Genomic DNA, 18,250 nt, shown 5'->3' with positions numbered 1-18,250 from the left:
CCGATACATCTCTTCACCAGGAAGGTTTGTATCGGCTTTTCATATCAATCCTATTTATGCCTTAGGTTCTACGTCATTTTCAGCAGGAGACTCCGGCTCAGGTTCGGCACGCTTTGCCTTTGGTTTAGCCAACTTCTGCATCATTTTGCGGCCGGTTGGCGTCTGGGCCAACCCGCCCTGGGCTGTCTCCCGATGACGGCTAGGCATCGCACTGCCTACTTCCAGCATAACGTCGATGACTTCGTCTGACGGTATGGCACTACGCACTCCGGCCAGGGCCATGTCAGCCGCAGCCAGCGCCGTAACTGCACCCAGTCCATTACGGACGATGCACGGAATTTCAACGAGGCCTGCGACCGGATCGCAGATTAGGCCCAGTGTATTTTTTAACGCCAAACCAACGGCATGAACGACCTGTTCCGGTGTACCTCCACGCAGTTCAACCATGGCACCCGCAGCCATGCCGATCGCGGAACCCACTTCCGCCTGACAGCCACCTTCCGCACCGGAGATAAATGAATTGTTCGCGATAACATAACCAATCGCTCCTGCACAGAACAACCCGTTCACCAAATGTTCGTCCGTCCAGCCAAACCGCTCCTGTGAACTGATAAACACACCCGGGATAATGCCGCAGGAACCGGCTGTTGGTGTTGCCACGATCCGACCCATGGAGGCATTCACTTCAGATACACACAGGGCATACGCCATGGCAAGTGCGGAAGCATCTCCTGAACAAGTCTCACCTTTGCGAATGTACTCGGCCATTTTTTTGCCGTCTCCACCTGTTAATCCACTGCGTGATGTCGTATCTTCCGTTAACCCTTTGCGTACCGCTTCCTTCATCACCTGGTAATATTCAGACATCTGTTTCACAACATCCGCTTCCGGTGTATTGGTCTCCTGAACTTGCTCCTCGATCATCAGCTGAGCAATGGTTTTGGATTCTGCTGTACAGATCGTATTCAGTTCATGCAAATGTTTAAACCGCATCCGAATCAACTCCTCTCTTCAAATCTATGACACGAATGTCTAACACATGGTCCAGCTCCCTTAGACGCTTGAGCATATCAGGATTAGGCACACCGTCCATCTCCATCGCAGTCAGTGCTTCGCCATCACGGGCTTTCCGATCCACCTGCATATACCCGATGTTAACCCCGGATGAACTGATCGTGGACGTTACCGACGCAAGCACCCCTGCTTTGTCTGCATGTCGAAGAACGAGTGTCGGGAACTCACCACTAATCTGAACACGAAAATCATTCATCGAATGCACCGATACACTTCCACCACCAATGGATGCACCGATTAAGGAGCAGGCACGTTCTCCATGCCACAACTCAATTTTGACCGTATTCGGATGAGGAGCAGGCAGGCCACTTGTATAAAACTCAACCTCCATGCCCGCTTCCTCTGCGTATTGCTCTGCATCCGGGATACGCGGATCGTCTGTGACATAATCCAGCAGACCGCCGATCAGTGCCAGATCTGTTCCGTGCCCCTGATACGTATCTGCAAATGAACCGTACAGGGTCAGCCGGGCACGATCTGGCGTACATCCTAGCCACTGTCGAGCAATTCTCCCTAACCTTGCCGCTCCAGCTGTATGTGAACTTGAAGGCCCCGTCATCGACGGACCAATAATTGAAAACACATCTTTAAATCGCACCTTATAACCCTCCAATTGTATTCGTCATTTCCATCCAGAATCTGAGCCATATTGTTCCTTATTTACTGAATGATGACATCAAAAAAGGACAGAAGAAGGCCTCAGGCCCTCTCTCTGTCCTCGATACCTGAGAGTTTCACGATCAGCAGTGTCTCACGACAAGGCGCATTGCCTGCGATTACAGACAAGATCACCGGTCTGACTGATCATATACCCCTTGGGTGGCGCAGTTCGCGCACTCTCCAGAGTTGCGTCCAACGATGGTACATTTACCTGAGAGATTAACCACTGCGCCGGGTGCGCAGCAGCTTGCTCCTTCGGTGCCTGAACACTAGCCATTTTGCTTGGCTAACCCAGGTCTCTCCCGCTCGTTATCATCCGCTGTATTATCTTAATTTGATTCTTAATCGGAATGGTACATTTCTAAATTTTTGATCGTGTATACCCATAGAGTAATGTACAATATCATATATGTCAACAAAAGTAACGTGTAATTACCATAAGTCCGATGTCTATTTTAACTGAAGCGAATAGCATTCACATTTCTCACTTCCGCTGAGGCACTCGTGACGTTGCTAGTTGTCGTAAATTCAATACTTATCGTATATGCGTTAGTCGTTGTCGCAGGAGAAGTATCCACGTAAGTGTTAGAAGAAAGAAACCTCAACGTTCCCGCAGCATTCCCGGTCCTTGAGAGTTGCAATTGATTAATTAGAACTCCGTTACGCCTCAGGTTAATGTTATACGCAATACTCCAGTTAGACCCTACAACTACTGCTACTTGTGTACTATTATCGATTTTCACGCGTTGACCTGCCACCAAGGGTACATTGAGGGTCTGAATGATCGTTTCACCGGTCAACGGAAGAGGCAATGCCGTTGTCTGACTGTCAGCAAACAGAGAAGAATCCGCAGGAGCAGAAGCTGCTGTCGATCCGGTCGCTCCTGTAGCCCCTGTGGTTCCGGTCACTCCCGTTGCTCCGGTTACACCAGCCGTCCCAGCTGTTCCCGTCACGCCTGTCGCTCCTGTAGCCCCAGTAGCTCCGGTCACTCCCGTTGCTCCGGTTACACCAGCCGTCCCGGTTGTTCCCGTCACGCCTGTCGCTCCTGTAGCCCCTGTGGTTCCGGTCACTCCCGTTGCTCCGGTTACACCAGCCGTCCCAGCTGTTCCCGTCACGCCTGTCGCTCCTGTAGCCCCAGTGGTTCCGGTCGCTCCCGTTACACCTGTTGCACCTGTAACACCACTGACTCCGGTCGGCCCCGTCAGTCCTGTTGCTCCCGTTACGCCTGTCGCACCTGTAACTCCAGTGAATCCGGTCGCTCCCGTTAAACCTGTATCGCCAGCGACTCCGGTCGTCCCCGTTACTCCCGTCGCACCTGTAACACCAGTGACTCCGGTCGTTCCCGTTACGCCTGTCGCACCTGTAACACCAGTAACTCCGGTCGTTCCCGTCAGTCCTGTCACACCTGTAGCTCCAGTAACACCAGTTGTTCCCGTTACTCCCGTCGCACCTGTAACACCAGTGACTCCTGTCGTACCCGTTACGCCTGTCGCACCTGTAACACCAGTAACTCCGGTCGTTCCCGTTACTCCCGTCGCACCTGTAACACCAGTGACTCCTGTCGTACCCGTGACACCTGTCACACCTGTATCTCCATTGATTCCGGTTGTTCCCGTTGCACCTGTGGCACCAGCAACACCAGTAACTCCGGTCGTTCCCGTTACTCCCGTCGCACCTGTAACACCAGTGACTCCTGTCGTACCCGTGACACCTGTCACACCTGTATCTCCATTGATTCCGGTTGTTCCCGTTGCACCTGTGGCACCAGTAATTCCGGTTACTCCCGTCATGCCTGTTACACCTGTATCCCCAGTGACTCCAGTCGCTCCAGTCACTCCCGTTGCACCGGTTACACCAGTGGCTCCTGTTGTTCCTGTTACTCCAGTCAAGCCCGTAACCCCGGTACCTCCATTTATGCCTGTCAATCCGGTCGCACCTGTAACCCCAGTATCTCCAGTCGTTCCCGGTACACCTGTCGTACCAGTTGCCCCAGTCACTCCAGTTATTCCCGTTGCACCTGTAGATCCAGTATCTCCGGTCGTTCCTGTCACGCCTGTTGCACCTGTAACACCGGTGGCTCCAGTTACACCTGAAATACCGCTGTATGCCCCCAGTAATTCCTCGGATACGAGACGGTGGGCGGTAACCAGTTCTCCATTCTGGTTTTTACCCCAGACCGAAATCTGCACATCCTCCACAGTAGCATCACCTGTTGTAAAAACAAATTCAAACCCGTCCAAATCAGCATAAAAATCCTTGGTTATTACCTGATTAGGCAAAACATTGAACAACTCTTCGATATATAATGTACGTACGCCTACCAAATAATATCCTTGAACAAGAACTGTATAAATACTAATCGCATTCCTATTATCCAGCCTTATCGTAATTCTCTGGGTAGGACGCCCATTTCCCGCAACAACATTATTTTCAATGGGGCCTGTTGATAAAACAGTCATACATGGATGCCTCCTCTGCCAGCCTTCGCCGGGTCATGATCATCCTTTATGTATATGTAGCAAACAAGTAGATGTCGTCACAACTCATAGAAAATACGCTCATTTTGTACATAAGGTCTGCAATACTTGCTGCATAGCTTTGGCATGCGATCTTTCATCCATTCGTGCCTCGACTCATTCGCCATCTGAAAGGCATAATAACCCAGTGTAAAGATCAACATAAATCCTTCCATTAATCGGATATCACGATCCGTCAGTGGTGCGATCTGTTGGGTATAACCGGATAAGAATATGTCACGTTCCTCCCGATTGAACATCAGTGCTGCCCCTCCGGCATCAAAAAGATAATAACCATAACCGTGTAGACAAAAATCAATCATGGAAATTCCCTGCTCCGTTATCAGCAGATTGTTGCGAGTAATATCCCCATGAATGATCCCCCATGTCCCTGCGTGATGCGGGTATGTTTCTAACTGCTCATTAATGTTCTCAAACGTCTCACGAAGCAGATCGAAGTCTTCCGTTGTAAAAATCCCCAGTCGGACACCTTCCTCTAGCTGCCCGAGCATGACCAAGTTCTCATGGCTATTGCCATATGCCGGCCGCACCGTTGTTCGATCTGTCTGATTCTGCTCACGCCCATATTGATGAAGCATCTGCAGTTGTGACCCAAGATCATAGATCTGCTCTGTTGTCAGGCGTTCTCCCTGCTGGATGTCCCTTCCCTCAATCCACTCCAGTACTGTACAACAATTCTCTTTCCCTGCCTCACTTGTCCATACCGTGACCCATTCACCGGATGCATTGCGTACCGGATGTTGCACGCGCAATGCTGTCGTTGCATTTAACTCATGAAGCAAGTTCATCTCTGCCTCCAGCGCAGGAGGCGTATGCTGAATGCCTGTCATACTTGCATATGCGGCTTGATGGATACGTAGCAGATACTTCTGCCCGCTTGCTTCATCAACGACATGATATGTCAGATTCTCGTTGTGACGAATATATGAAACGACAGGTTTTTCAATCCTGTAGTTCTGTATGATATCAGCTGCCATGTGGTCGTAAGACATCTTATCCGTAGTGATTATCAACATCTCCTTCGAAGTTATGTAAACGTTCTCTTCATACTAAATATCGTAGCATGATTGCTTTACATACAGCAAATTTTTCCAAAATGAAATTAAAAAAGCACAACTCCCGAACAACCGTCCAGGCATTGTGCTTTCTTTTGTCTCTATTATTTATTAATCTCTTTGTCTATTAATCTATGTTACACTCCATGATCCAATTAACCGAAACGACCCATAATGTATTCTTGCGTCAGACGATTGTCCGGGTTCGTGAAAATATGCTCCGTATCCCCGTGTTCAATCATGTTCCCCAGGTAGAAATAAGCCGTATAATCCGAGATGCGTGCCGCCTGCTGCATATTATGGGTAACAATGACGATCCGCAGCTCCTTCTTGAGTTCGGTGATCAATTCCTCAACCTTACCCGAAGATACCGGATCAAGTGCAGATGCCGGCTCATCGAGCAGCAAAATCTGCGGATCAACCGAGAGGGCGCGGGCAATACACAGCCGCTGCTGTTGTCCGCCAGAGAGAGACAGAGCTGACTCATGCAGTCTGTCTTTCACTTCGTCCCAGAGCGCAGCACGGCGCAAGCTTTTTTCCACAATTTCATCCAGTGCCTTCTTACTCTTCGTACCACGGTAGCGGGGGCCAAACGCGATATTGTTGTAGATGGACTTATGAAAAGGGTTCGGCTTCTGCCACACCATGCCAATCTTCTGGCGAAGCTTGATTACATCGGTTCCAGGCTCATTCAGGTCGTTACCGTCCATCCAGATATGTCCCTCTGTACGGGAACCGGCAATCTCGTCGTTCATCCGGTTCAGCGACCGGAGGAACGTGGATTTACCGCAACCAGACGGTCCAATAAGAGCCGTTACGCTTGCTTCAGGAAACGTCAGGCTAATCTGCTTGACCGCCTGGAAATGTCCATAATATATGCTTAACTGTTCCGTACCAAAAGGTATGGCCATGTTGGTTCCTCCTTATTTCGAAGCTGTCATGCGGCGGAATACAACCCGACCGATCCAGCGTGCACTTAGATTGAACGCCAGCACGAGAATGACAAGCACGGCGGATGCCCCTGCTGCCACTTCTTTGGAATCTGGCCCAATACCTTCACTATTCACTTTCCAGATATGGACAGCAAGTGTCTCTGCCGGACGGAAAGGATTAAGCGGTGATCTTGGACTCGTCGGATTCCAATCTGTAAAGTCCAATGGTGGACTACTCATACCTGCGGTGAACATCAGCGCTGCTGCTTCACCAAAGATCCGGCCCGATGCCAGGATCGTACCCGTAATCAAGCTCGGCAATGCCACAGGCAGTAGAATGGAAGTGATAATCTTCCACTTGGACAGTCCAAGCGCCAGACCTGCTTCCTTCTGTTCCTTCGGAACAGCCCGGAAGGCCTGCTCCGTTGTCCGTACCATCAGTGGCAAGTTAAAGATCGCCAGAGCCAAGGCACCCGAGATCAGGGAGAAACCAAGACCAAATTGATTTACTAGCAGCAAGAGACCAAACAAACCGATAACAATGGAAGGGAATGATGACAATACTTCAACGACCAGACGAATGAAGCTGGTAATCTTGCCTGGTTTAGCGTATTCCGCCATGTAAATCCCGCCGCCCCATCCGAGTGGAATGGTAACAATCAAGGTCAGGACAAGCAAAAATACGGAGTTGAAGAGCTGTGGACCAATCCCGCCGCCACCCTTAAGCAACTGTGGTGCGCTCGTCAGGAAGTTCCAGCTAATATGTCCAATGCCTCTATACATGATGAAGCCAAGCAGACCGAGCAATAGAATAACAATGAACAGGGCCAGTACAACGATAACGGATGTTGCAATTTTATCTACCGTCTTTGCCTTCATTTTCATACCCGGTTTCTCCTTTCAAGCAGGCGAACCAGAATGACGAAGACAAAGGTCATCACCAACAGGACAAGCGCCATACTCCACAGTGCATTGTTATGAACAGAACCCATCGTGGTGTTACCCATGCTGAGTGTAATTACACTTGTTAATGTTGAAGCCGATTCAAGCAAGGATGTTGGAACATGCGGTGCATTACCGATAACCATCTGCACAGCAAGTGCCTCACCAAAAGCACGGGCCATACCCAAAACGACACCTGTCAACAAAGCTGGCAAAGTCGTTGGGATAATGACACGGTAGATGGTTTGCCAGCGAGTGGCACCCAGTGCGTAGGAGGATTCACGCAATCCTTTTGGCAATGCGGACAATGCATCTGCCATAATACTTGTCACCGTAGGAAGAATCATTACCGCGAGAACAAGACATCCGGCTGCAATCCCGACGCCTGTTCCGCCAAAGATACTGCGAAGCAAAGGTACGATGACACTCAGACCGATAAATCCGTATACAACGGATGGAATTCCGGACAAGAGCTCAATCGCAGGCTGCAAGATCTTTTTGCCTTTACCCGGAACAATCTCTGTCATGAAGAGCGCTGCACACAGGCCAAGCGGACTTGCGATCAATGCTGCAAGCAAGGTTGTAATGAAAGAACCTGTGATGAACGGCAAGGCCCCGTAGAACGCAGGTTCTCCGGTTGGATCCCACGTTTTTCCACCAAGGAATTCGCTGATGCTTATTCCATTTTGAAAAAATGTGGATAGTCCCTTGGACGCTACAAAATAAACAATGGAAAACATGACAACGATCAGGAAAACGACACAAATCGACGTATAGATCCGTCCCGTCCACTCTTCCCAATAATGTTTCTCTTTTAAGGGCCGGCGCGGTTTCAACTTGTTATTCATTACCGTTCCCCCTTCGGTCTGTTCCATAACAACCATCCTTCTATAGTAGAATTAATGCAAAATATGGGATTATTTTAGAGCAAACCGCGTAAAGAGGCGGGACCTAAGTCCGCCTCTTTCGCTGTATGCGCAAGTTCAAAGATTACTCAACCACATTACCTGCTGCATCGCGTTTTACTTTCATACCTGACATTGGAATGTATCCAAGTTCTGTCACGTCGTTTTGTTGAATTTCGTCACTCAAGATGTAATCCAAGAATGCTTTTGTTGCTGCATCAGGCTCACCTTTTGTGTACATGTGCTCGTAAGCCCACACTGGATAAGTTCCTGCTTCTACGTTCTCAACTGTTGCTTCTACACCTTCGTATTTCAACACTTGCAAGCTGTCATCCAAGTAAGACAAGGCAAGGTAACCAATAGCACCTGGCGTTTCAGATACCAATTTTTTTACGTTACCAGAAGAATCTTCTTGAATCGAACCTTGGATATCACCCATTTTTGCACCCAATGCATACTTCTCGAAAGTTGCACGAGTACCGGAACTGCTCGGACGGTTTACAATAACGATTGCTTTATCCGCGCCGCCAACGTCTTTCCAGTTCGTTACTTTACCGGAGAAGATGTCGATCAGTTGTTGCTTCGTCAAATCTTCTACACCTGCATCTTTGTTGCTAACTGGCGCCATAGCTACTACTGCTACTTGATGGTCAACCAGTTCTTTTACTTTGGCTTCGTCCTCCAGTTTCTCTTCTGCAAATACATCAGAGTTACCGATTGTAGCTTGTCCGTCAGATACTTGTGTCAAACCAGTACCACTACCGCCACCTTGAACTTGAACCGTTACGTTCTTATATTCATCAACTGCCATAAATTTCTGTCCAGCTTGTTCTACCAGAGGTAGCAATGCTGTCGATCCGACTGCCAGAATGTTACCGCTAAGCTCAGTAGCAGCTTCTCCTGATCCATTGCTTGCGGCACCCTCTGTACCAGCGTCATTTTTCGATCCGCATGCTGCGAGTACCAGTACGAACGTTAAGGTCATCAAAATAAACGGCAACTTTTTAAACATGTTTTGTTTTCCTCCCCCAATGTAGTGATGGCGTTTTGTGAATTTGTTTGTTCACCATCAACTCTTTACTCATTGTAGTTTCGGTATGTCATCTTAAAATCAGTGTTTTGTAAACGCAATGTTAAAAATATCGGCTGTATATTGAAAATCATCTGAGACAAGTTGCGCTGAAGTGGCCGCTTCGGGAACGGACGTTGTTTCAATCGCTGTTATCCCCGGATTTATATGATTTACTTTTTTCAAGGAATACATCCGGGGATAAAGGCGAACGCTTCGCTTTTCCACAATCGTTCCGTTCCCTTCGCTGTGTCAGCGCTCGTTGGATCTCAGGCATTTCAATCTCCTGCCTGGGAAGTATGCAAAGAAGGCCAGCCCTATAAAAGGCTGGCCTTCTGTAAATACTTAATGTAGATATTGAATCAATCTGTTATATAGAACAAACAAAAAACTGCCTCACAGTCAGTGCATAGCACCAGCTGGTTAGAGAATTTATGCAGATTTCATAGTTGTTAAGGCTTTTTTATCTGACGGGTCGCTTGAATTACTTTTTGGTTGATATACAGGTTTCTTTAACAATCCAATCATACAAGCTGTAATGATGGAACCAACTAAAATACAGACAATATACAGTAATGGATTACTTGCCGCAATGGGAATAACAAAGATTCCACCGTGAGGAGCTTGTAACGAAATACCTAGAGCCATGCTCATTCCTCCACCAATCGCTGCACCTACAATATTGGATGGAATAACTCTCAAGGGATCATTTGCAGCAAACGGAATCGCGGCTTCTGTAATAAACGACGCACCCATAATATAAGCGGCTTTGCCTGCATTACGTTCTTCGATTGAAAATTTATTCTTAAATAATGTTGTAGCTAATGCAACACCCAGTGGCGGAACCATACCTCCAACCATCAGAGCAGCAGAAGGTTCAAAGATTTGATTGGCGAACATCGCCAGTCCAAATGCAGATGCTGTTTTGTTAATCGGCCCTCCCATATCAGATGCCATCATTCCAGCCAGAAGTGCTCCTAATAAAATAGCATTCGAGCCTGTTAAGCCATTTAGCCAACCTTGTAACGACTCATTGATCCAAGCCATCGGACTGTTGATGACAAAATACATAATCAAGGCGGTTACAAATGAACCTACTAATGGCAAGATCAGCACAGGTGACAGGCTTTGCAGTGAGTCAGGAATGCCTTTGACTAATTTTTTCAGAGCTAGGATCGTATAACCGGCGATAAATCCAGCCAGCATACCTCCCAAAAATCCAGAACCTCCAATAGTTGCCAGCATCCCACCAATCATACCAGGTGCCAATCCTGGACGGTCAGCAATACTATACGCAATATACCCCGCTAATACAGGAACCATCAATGCAAAAGCAGCACTACCCCCTGCTGTACTTAAAAAAGCGGCGAAAGCATTATAGTCCGGGCTATTTGGGTCAGCCGCATGAATACCAAACATAAACGAAAGCGCAATCAATATACCTCCTGCGACTACAAAAGGAATCATAAAGGATACACCATTCATAATATGGCTGTATATTTTAGGCTGCTTTAAGCGTGTTTTTTCTTTTGCTTCTTTAAGATTACTGTTGCCTTGATTCAAAACGACACCTTTTCCAGCAATCGCATCTTCAATTAACTCTTGTGCATGATGAACTCCATTTTTGACAGAAGTTTTGATCACTGGACGATCGCCAAAAACATCCATATCGACTTTGACATCTGCCGCCACAATAATACCATCAGCTTCAGCAATATCTTCAGGAGTCAATTGATTTCCAACACCTGTTGATCCATTGGTTTGCACTTTAATGTGTACACCGAGTTCCTTGGCCGCATTTTTCAATGCTTCCGCGGCCATAAACGTATGGGCAATTCCTGTAGGACAGCCTGTAACTCCAACCACTTTTTTGCCAGCATACTTGTTAGGACTATGAAGTGCCTGCGCATCTTGCTCTTCTGCCTGTTCAAATAAACGGACAATCTCTTCTTGATCTCGAGCAAGGATAAGTTTCGCTCTAAATAGTTCATCCATCAAAAAGGTCGAAATTTTGGATAATGTTTGCAAATGCTCTGATGAAGAGCTTTGATCGACTGCAATCATAAAAAATAAATTACATGATTCGGTACTATATTCAATACCGCTTAATGATCTGCCCATAATAATGGCAGGGGACTGTACTCCAGTAGACTTGGCATGTGGAATGGCTATTCCGAATCCCACTTCTGTAGGAACCTGTTCTTCACGTGCCCAGATATCTTTTTTAAATTGCTCAATATCGCTTAAATAGCCGTTATCGTTTAACTTTTGCGACAATTCATCTATTAATTCGGCTTTGGTCGTAGCGGTGACATCTAATATGATATTTTCTGGTTTTAAGACATTAGAAATCTTCATGATGGATCTCTCCTCTTAAATTTCTCCCAGTTTATAAAGGGATGCTTTACCTGTAGAACCAAACAGATCCATTTTTTTCTTCACCAGTTCTGTTGCCGCTTTGGTCGCCTCAGGCATCAGTTGATCCGGTTCATATGCTTTCGGATTTGCATCGAGTGTCGCTCTTAATTGGTTGTAGAATGCTCGCTTCATATCGGTTGATAAATTGATCTTCGCTATCCCATGCTTCACTGCTTCTCTAATCTCTTCATCAGGATTATCTGATCCACCATGCAGCACTAACGGAATTTTTACTTTTTCATGAATTTGTTTCAAACGATCGATTTTGATCGAATGATCTTTGGATTGAGGATAAATACCATGTGAAGTACCTACAGCGACAGCAAGTGTATCGATACCTGTTTGTTCTACAAAAATCGCCGCTTCTTCTGGATTCGTATACAAAATCTCGTCAGCCCCACCTTCCGAGCTGCCTTCATTACTCCCAATTGTACCTAGTTCACCTTCTACAGATACATCGACCAGATGAGCCAGTTCAACCGCTTCCTTGGTTGCCGCAATATTCTGCTCAAAAGGTAAATGAGATGCATCCATCATGACTGATGTATACCCATTGCGAATCGAACGTGTAATATCTTTGATCGTCGCTCCATGATCCAGATGAATAACAAACGGTACTTTGGACTTGGATGCCGCTTCTCGCACATAAGCTATAAATTCATCAGTGACTAGATCAATTTCATTCGGGTGAATCTGCATAATTGCAGGCGAATTCTGCTCCTCTGCGGCTGTAATGACCACTTTGACGAACTCGCTATTGGCTACATTAAATGATCCGACTGCAAATTTATTTTCATACGCTACTTTAAGTAAATCTTTCATATTAATTAACATTTGAATTCCTCCTAGATTTATTTGGAAGACCAGACTTCCAAAAATTCATCGTAATTGGTGATATGGAGTATTTTTTCTGTCATATTGGTCTGTTTAAACACATCGTAAATTTCTTCGAAAAATTTGGTGTTATTCACCTTCTGATTTTTCGGCGGAATAAACAGAAAAATGATCTGCGCCATCTGATCACCCCATAGCATTTTCTGCTTATTAATCGCTACCAGTACACGTAGTTTTTTGTTATCTCCACAATCAAATGGATGGGGCATCGCGACCAAATTCCCAATATTGGTACTCGACATTTTTTCTCTTTCCACAATACTGGTATATAAATGCTGAATATCGCCTAGTTCTGTAAGTTTTTTTAACAAATCAATTGGATTGTCTTCATTTAGGAAAAAAACATCATCTGGAGATAAATAATATTTGAGCAGTCCACGATTTAACTGAATCGAAATATTCTTCATATCATCACTTGTAATCATTTCACTTACCAGAATGATATTTTGTACATTTAACTGCTGTTGTTCCGCAATCTCGCTCGTTGTGATAATCGTTTCAATTCCTTCGGGAAGAAGATGTATTTCATGATTAGCTAATAGACTATCGATTCTAATATTCGGAAAATAGAGATTAATCTTACGCTCCAATAGCTTGCCGACTAATAGATTTTTGCCATAAATAATCGCAATACGTTTTCTGTTATCTTGAGAATTCTCAATAATGCCCATAATGTGTAACGTCAAGTAACCGATTTCATTTTCGGGTATTTTGATATTTAAGCAAAATTGCAATTCTTTTGCCAACACAACTGCGACATTATAAGCATTGGTATATTCTGATTTTATTTGAGCAATAAAAGGATTTTCGACAGGGAAATAATACTTTAATGGGTATAATGATTTGGTAATATGAGCTAATAATCGATCAAGTAACTCTTGGTTTTTGTAGCTGATGAATCCATATTGCTCTCCAACTTTTTGGATCACTGATTTGATTTTTTGTTCCATTTCATTCACGTGTTCATGCCCGATCTCTTCATTTTTTTTAGGTAAGATCTGCAATGCGATCAGCAGGTAACCTAAATACTGATACTCATATTCATCAAAAGGGATATCCATTTCTTGAGCCAGACGGATCAGAATAGATTGGGCTATTTTTAATTCTTCAAAGCTTGTATGATCCAACCTCATATCCTGTTCAGTTATTTTTTGTGCAAGACTTACTCGTTTAAGACTGATCAAAACATTCACACAGATCGAGAATAATTCTTGAAAACTTAGCAATAAATTATACTTGGCAACCTCTTCTTCAATACAAGCGTAGATAAAATGAATAGAAGATTCGTTGAACCAATCGCCAAAATAGTATTGCAGTGCTTCGTCTATCGGCATGTGTTTGAGACAATCGGTAGTGACTAGTTTTTTGAGCAAAATCCGTTTCTCAACTTCGCTTCCTTTAAGCCGGATACCTTGGAAGATAATCGCTTCAATTTCGATGTTCTGCTTTTCTGCTTGAATCGTTTGCACTAATTTTTGCACGTCTTTACGGATCGTTTGAGTCGAAAAATAAAGCGTTCTAGCCAGATCCTCATACGTAATAAAATCAGTCTGCGATAACAGTGCTTTGATAATATGAAATGCTCTTTCTTCGTCATCATCTTCATTTTTATACAGGCTGGATAAATCCCCGACTAACTTGTATCCTTTGCGAGTATTGCCGGTAATTATTGCTTTATCTAAATAATTTTCATTTATTTCTTTAATGTCATTGCGGATCGTTCTAGTCGTTACATCAAATAGATTAGCTAATTCGCTTCCACTCACAAAATCATGCTCAGATTGTTTTAAATGCTCTAATAGCTTAATGTAACGTTTTCTCATTTGGCTTTCCTCCTTACACACATACTAATGCAAGCGCTTTATATCCACCAAGCCTATACTCTTTCCTAATAGTTAGGAAGTGATCGTGTATTCGTTTATGATACCCACTTTTTTTAAATTCTAAGTTAGTATTCTATTTAAGAATCGTTTGGGAAGGAAAATAGAACACAAAAAAAACCAACCTTCTAAAAAGGTTGGTTTGTGTGTATAGTACCACTACATCCATGACAATAAGTGCGATCCCTACAAACACTACCTACACTAGGCCCTTAACGGTTTGTTCTGGTTCCAAATGTAATTACGATTGTACTAACCTAGAATCCATAACCACAATGCCAATCCGGCCAACGTAATTAACAATGTCGGGATCGTCAGGATGATACCTGCTTTGAAATAATACCCCCATGTGATCTTCACACCTTTACGGGATAACACATGCAGCCACAGCAATGTGGCAAGTGATCCAATTGGGGTCATTTTGGGACCCAGGTCGGAACCAATGACATTGGCATAGATCAATGCTTCTTGAATGATACCTTCGGTATGTGCGCCCTGGATGGCTAGCAGGTTAATCAACACGGTCGGCAGGTTGTTCATCACCGATGATAATACAGCAGCGATGATGCCCATCCCAAGCGAAGCAGCCAGCAGACCATGCTCTGCTATGGCATCCAGCCAGCGGCTCAGATGATCCGTTAACCCTGCATTACGCAGTCCATATACGACGATATACATACCCACCGAGAACACCACAATCGACCATGGCGCTTCCTTAATTACCCGTTTCAGATCAACCGCCTCGCTCTTGCGTGCCAGTAAAGCGAACAGCAACGCAACGGAGCCAACGATAACCGACACGGGAATCGGCAGAAACTCACTGGATGCATAGGCCACGAGTAACAACCCAAGCATGAACCAGGCGATTCGGAACATCCGTGGATCACGGATCGCTTCCTTCGGGTCACGTGCCGCGGAGATGTCGTAGCGAAGAGGTATGCTTTTGCGATAGAACAAAAACAACATCCCCGTACTCGCTACGATTGAGAACAGATTGGGTACGACCATGCGTACCGCATACTCCACAAATGTAATACCAAAGAAATCGGCCGATACAATGTTAACCAGATTGCTGACGACTAACGGTAACGACGTGGTATCGGCGATAAACCCACTCGCCATCACAAAAGCTAGCACCATGCGCTCATCAAACTTCAATGCACGCACCATGGCCAGCACAATTGGCGTCAGGATGAGCGCGGCACCGTCATTCGCGAACAAGGCAGACACCGCGGCTCCCAGCAGAATGGAGTAGAAGAACAGTCTGCGACCGTCTCCTCCAGCCAGCCTTGCCATATGAAGGGCAGCCCATTCGAAGAAACCCGTCTCGTCGAGAATGAGAGAAATCATAATAATGCCGACAAAGGCCAGCGTTGCATTCCATACAATGGATGCTACATCCGAGGCATCATTTAAGCTAACAACTCCACATAGCAGGGCAAGCAATGCCCCGCCCGAGGCAGTCCAACCGATACCCAACCCACGAGGTTGCCAGATCACCAAAGTGATCGTTACTACAAAAATCAGTATTGCTACGTATACCATAGAGCCTCCTGCTGTACCCTGTATCAATATATTATTTCGTTAATTCAATCTTGTTTCGTAAGATTACACCGCTCTATACGCGGAATGACCAGACGATATATTTATACAGGGCAACAGGAATATTGTCTATCTTTATTTTCTTTTGATATAAAATGTGTGGTAAGTTATGGTGTTCAATGCCAAGAATTATTCTTTACCTTTATCCTTCGGTGTATCCTCCACCATCTTGAACATGCCAAGCAATCCTTGTAATTGTTCCGCCATGCTATTCAGATGTGCCGAGGATGATGCAATCTCTTCTACCGATGCCAGTTGTTCTTGCGAAGATGCAGACACGGATTCTGTATTTGCAGCCGATTCCTGGGTCACATTCGAAATATCGCTCATCGCTTTGGCAACGTGGGATGCACCGCTCTCCAGTTGCTTCGTTGTTTCGGACAAGTCATCCAATGTATGAACGGCATCTTCCACCGCCTCCCGAATCTGGGCAAACGATTGTCCGGACGTATTCACGGCCTGAATTCCTTCTCCCACCCGAGTCTGAGCGGCATTCATGGCGATTAGAGCGGCATCCATATCCTGACGGATATTGTGAACCACCTCACCGATCTGCGCTGCCGAGCTACCGGATTCCTCTGCCAGTTTACGTACTTCTCCCGCTACGACGGCAAACCCACGACCCGCATCACCCGCTCTTGCCGCTTCAATAGAAGCATTTAATGCGAGCAAGTTCGTTTGTTTGGAGATGGAAGCAATGACATCAACCATGCTGCCGATCTCTACCGAACGGGCATTCAGAGACTGAACCACCGTTCCCAGCTGCTCCACCGTTTCCTGGATACTGTTCATCTGCACCACAGCCTGTCCTGCTGCCTCATTACCAGAAGTAGCTGCTCCGGACGTATTCCGCATATTTGCCGTAATCGATTGCACACGCTCCGACATCATTCGAACATCTTCTGCCATTCGGCTCATCTGTCCCGATCCGTCTTTCACGCTGTTTACCTGCTGCTCTGCACCTTCAGCCAGTTCCTGAATGGCCTGTGTTGAATGTTCAATCGCTTTGGTGGTTTGTTCTGCACTGGCAGATAACTCTTGGGAAGAAGCAGATACCTGCTCTGTCGTTTCCTGTACGCCCAGAATCATCATTCGAAGGTTATCGACCATTCGTTCAAAATACTTCGCAAGTTCTCCGACTTCATCTTTGCGTCCTGTTTCCATTTTCACGGTCAAGTCACCTTTACTCACGGCTCTCGCTGATTCCTGCAGACGCTTGATTGGGCGCAGCATGGAGCGTGTAAACCAGATAATAAAGAGGAGCGTAAGGAACGTAGCCGCCAGAATAACAATAAAAGTGGCCATGCGAATATCCTTACTCGCATTAGTTATTTCACTCTTGAACATCGTGCCGGCAATTTTCCAGCCTGTTGCTTCATTTGTTGAGAAAATCATCATCTTCGGCTGATCGTTGTACACGTAATCGAATTGACCTTCTTGACTCTGATACATCTCATCAAGGGTGCCGCTCGTTTCCGGCGTACCTGCATCTGCTACAGGGGATACGACATAGTTTTTGTTTGCATCCATAATAATGACGTAGCCTTCTTTGCCCACCTTAATGGATGCCTGCTCTTGCAGGTCTGTCAGGTCCAGAGACAAACCGATGACACCGGATTGATCCTTTAATGTTTTGGAGATAAACACAACTGCAACACCATCGGTATTAACAGACACCGCTGATACAACAGCTGTACCTGGCTTTTCCATCGCTAGTTTGTACCACTCCCGCTCCCTAGGATCATATGCATCTCCCCGTGTGCTGCTCGCTGTTGGTTTACCTCGAACCATGACTCCATCTGTTGTTCCTACAAAAATATTCATGGCATCGGGATGCAAGCCCAGGTATTGCTCCAGCTTCACCTGAAGCTCGGGACTATCGTTCTCCCCTTTGACCAGGCTCGGATCAAGAGCATCCGCGAAATAGTTAATGTCATGAATCTTGTAATTCACTTGGTTTTCTACAATGGTATTGGCAGTGCTCACACTTTGCATGGCACTATCCACTAATTGTCCTTGTACGCCATCTTCAGCCATCGTTAGTGTGATCACGCCGACTGCCAAGCTTGGCAGGAGTAGAACAGCCAGGAAGGAGACCAATAGTTTGTTCCTTATATTCCAGACGAAACCTTTCTTTTTCTTTTTTTTATTTTGACTATGTTTTGGTTTGGCAGGTTTCGCTGCTTTCATTGGTTTATTATCCTGAGTTTCACTCATGTCTTTATCCCCCTCAAAATGTAAAAATGCCCTCTTTCTTTGTATGTATGGATCAATCTAAAAGG

General features: G+C 45.8%; 13 protein-coding genes and 2 riboswitches. All 13 genes read right to left on the bottom strand.

What is annotated here, in order from left to right; genetic code table 11:
• Positions 1 to 54: 54 nt before the first annotated feature.
• Positions 55 to 993 carry an L-serine ammonia-lyase, iron-sulfur-dependent, subunit alpha gene (gene sdaAA / locus BS614_RS06005; protein ID WP_074093258.1) on the bottom strand — a complete coding sequence of 313 codons (939 nt, stop codon included), beginning with the start codon at positions 991 to 993 and terminating at the stop codon, positions 55 to 57.
• Positions 983 to 1,672 (bottom strand): L-serine ammonia-lyase, iron-sulfur-dependent subunit beta, encoded by a 690-nt coding sequence (gene sdaAB / locus BS614_RS06000; protein ID WP_074093257.1) that lies wholly within the window; start codon positions 1,670 to 1,672, stop codon positions 983 to 985. The genes sdaAA and sdaAB overlap by 11 nt, the downstream gene beginning before the upstream one ends.
• 112 nt (positions 1,673 to 1,784) lie before the next feature.
• Positions 1,785 to 1,920, bottom strand: a riboswitch (glycine riboswitch).
• A gap of 4 nt (positions 1,921 to 1,924) precedes the next feature.
• Positions 1,925 to 2,049: riboswitch (glycine riboswitch) on the bottom strand.
• Between the two features lie 140 nt (positions 2,050 to 2,189).
• Complete coding sequence (locus BS614_RS05995; protein ID WP_074093256.1) at positions 2,190 to 4,193, bottom strand: hypothetical protein; 2,004 nt, start codon at positions 4,191 to 4,193, stop codon at positions 2,190 to 2,192.
• A 77-nt stretch (positions 4,194 to 4,270) separates the two neighbouring features.
• Positions 4,271 to 5,248: a phosphotransferase enzyme family protein gene (locus tag BS614_RS05990; RefSeq protein WP_167544379.1), complete on the bottom strand. Its 978-nt coding sequence runs from the start codon at positions 5,246 to 5,248 to the stop codon at positions 4,271 to 4,273.
• A gap of 233 nt (positions 5,249 to 5,481) precedes the next feature.
• Complete coding sequence (gene pstB, locus BS614_RS05985; RefSeq protein WP_074093254.1) at positions 5,482 to 6,237, bottom strand: phosphate ABC transporter ATP-binding protein PstB; 756 nt, start codon at positions 6,235 to 6,237, stop codon at positions 5,482 to 5,484.
• 12 nt (positions 6,238 to 6,249) lie between these two features.
• Positions 6,250 to 7,137, bottom strand: a complete 888-nt coding sequence (pstA, locus tag BS614_RS05980; RefSeq protein ID WP_026081329.1) for a phosphate ABC transporter permease PstA — start codon at positions 7,135 to 7,137, stop codon at positions 6,250 to 6,252.
• A gap of 2 nt (positions 7,138 to 7,139) precedes the next feature.
• Positions 7,140 to 8,075, bottom strand: coding sequence for a phosphate ABC transporter permease subunit PstC (gene pstC, locus BS614_RS05975; protein WP_074093253.1), 936 nt, complete (start codon positions 8,073 to 8,075; stop codon positions 7,140 to 7,142).
• A gap of 115 nt (positions 8,076 to 8,190) precedes the next feature.
• Entirely contained in the window at positions 8,191 to 9,117 is a 927-nt protein-coding gene (locus BS614_RS05970; RefSeq protein WP_074093252.1) for a phosphate ABC transporter substrate-binding protein, read from the bottom strand.
• Between the two features lie 489 nt (positions 9,118 to 9,606).
• A complete protein-coding gene (locus BS614_RS05965) occupies positions 9,607 to 11,532 on the bottom strand; it encodes a PTS fructose transporter subunit IIABC (protein ID WP_074093251.1) in 1,926 nt (641 codons plus the stop codon).
• 15 nt (positions 11,533 to 11,547) lie between these two features.
• Entirely contained in the window at positions 11,548 to 12,426 is an 879-nt protein-coding gene (locus tag BS614_RS05960; protein ID WP_074093250.1) for a ketose-bisphosphate aldolase, read from the bottom strand.
• Positions 12,427 to 12,443: 17 nt separating this feature from the next.
• Positions 12,444 to 14,309 (bottom strand): BglG family transcription antiterminator, encoded by a 1,866-nt coding sequence (locus BS614_RS05955; RefSeq protein WP_074093249.1) that lies wholly within the window; start codon positions 14,307 to 14,309, stop codon positions 12,444 to 12,446.
• Positions 14,310 to 14,618: 309 nt separating this feature from the next.
• The gene (locus BS614_RS05950; protein ID WP_047840355.1) at positions 14,619 to 15,911 is read right to left on the bottom strand and encodes an arsenic transporter; all 1,293 of its coding nucleotides are present in this window, start codon (positions 15,909 to 15,911) and stop codon (positions 14,619 to 14,621) included.
• 186 nt (positions 15,912 to 16,097) lie between these two features.
• Positions 16,098 to 18,185 carry a methyl-accepting chemotaxis protein gene (locus BS614_RS05945; protein ID WP_084174416.1) on the bottom strand — a complete coding sequence of 696 codons (2,088 nt, stop codon included), beginning with the start codon at positions 18,183 to 18,185 and terminating at the stop codon, positions 16,098 to 16,100.
• Positions 18,186 to 18,250: the final 65 nt, after the last annotated feature.

The organism is Paenibacillus xylanexedens (assembly GCF_001908275.1).
GTDB classification, from domain to species: Bacteria; Bacillota; Bacilli; order Paenibacillales; family Paenibacillaceae; genus Paenibacillus; species Paenibacillus xylanexedens_A.
Note: the sequence above shows the minus strand (reverse complement) of the source record. Positions and strands in the feature narration are given on the sequence as shown.